We start from the raw sequence: 1,006 nt of genomic DNA on the forward strand, positions 1-1,006 counted from the left end.
CTGGGAAAAACCCGTGATTGCATTCGAATAAAGATTGCGCGTCTTGGCTTAGATGTAGTAGTGCGGGCAAAATCAGAGCGCACTACAACAACCAGTTTGCAGTTGCCCTCCGAGCTTCCAAGCGTAGAGGAAGCGTTGAAGACGTTAAGTGCGGCGTTGAGGGCTCTGGAGACTCCTGGCTTAGAGCAGGCTGAAACTCTGCGTTTGCGGAGCATCATTCAGGGCGTGAAAATCTACAAGGAGCTGTTCGTTGAGTACGTGGATATTCGGGGTTTTGAAGCTGAAATTTTGGAGTTGAGACGCAAGTTTGATTCCGAGCGTGGCAAGAAGGGCTAGAACGTGGCATAAGGGTGACTATGACCTGCAGCGTCAATACTTTCGAGAAGAGGCTAAGGTTCTAGATGAGTCGAAGAAGGCGGCGGTAGACCAGGTTAAAGGCGATACAGCCAAGTTCTTCAGTGACGTGTGCAAGCTGAGGCCATTCTGGTATCAGCTTGAGCTGGCGAAGCTGTATCGGGAGAATCAGTTTCTTGCGGTAAGGTGGCCAAGGCAAACGGGCAAGAGCACGTCAATTGGCGCTTTGCTTTTGCAGGATGCGTATGAGAATCCTGACTTGTACATTGGGTTTATTGGTCCTAGCTGGCGTCAGACGAAGTTGAATATTAGGCGTGTGGCGAGTTTTTGCCGTAACCTTCCCGCTGGCGAAGTGCATGTTCAGAAAACCCGAATCAGCTTCAGTAATGGTTCGGTGATTGAGGCTTTTCCGAATAATCCTGATACTGTGAGGGGTAACACGTTTCATCGGTTGTATTGGGATGAATGCGGGTTCACGCCTAACGATGAGGACTTGTACGATGCCATTTTGTTTACGCTTGGAACCACGAATGGCAAGCTGATAGTGAGCAGCACGCCTTTTAACAGTGATTCTTTGTTTTGGAAGATGTGCAATCACAGGGATTACTCAGATTTCGCCAGGCACCATTTCAGTTGGGAGAAAGCGTTGGCG

At 49.3% G+C, this 1,006-nt stretch carries 2 protein-coding genes; both read left to right on the top strand.

Translation table 11 applies throughout. From position 1 onward, the window contains the following. Positions 1-336 (top strand): hypothetical protein (locus tag NWE96_11100; protein ID MCW3984519.1); only part of this gene is annotated, 336 nt, incomplete at its 5' end. Next, a partial coding sequence (locus NWE96_11105; protein ID MCW3984520.1) for a terminase family protein occupies positions 308-1,006 on the top strand: 699 nt, incomplete at its 3' end. The genes NWE96_11100 and NWE96_11105, both read left to right, overlap by 29 nt.

Source organism: Candidatus Bathyarchaeota archaeon (assembly GCA_026014685.1).
Lineage (GTDB): Archaea > Thermoproteota > Bathyarchaeia > Bathyarchaeales > Bathycorpusculaceae > Bathycorpusculum.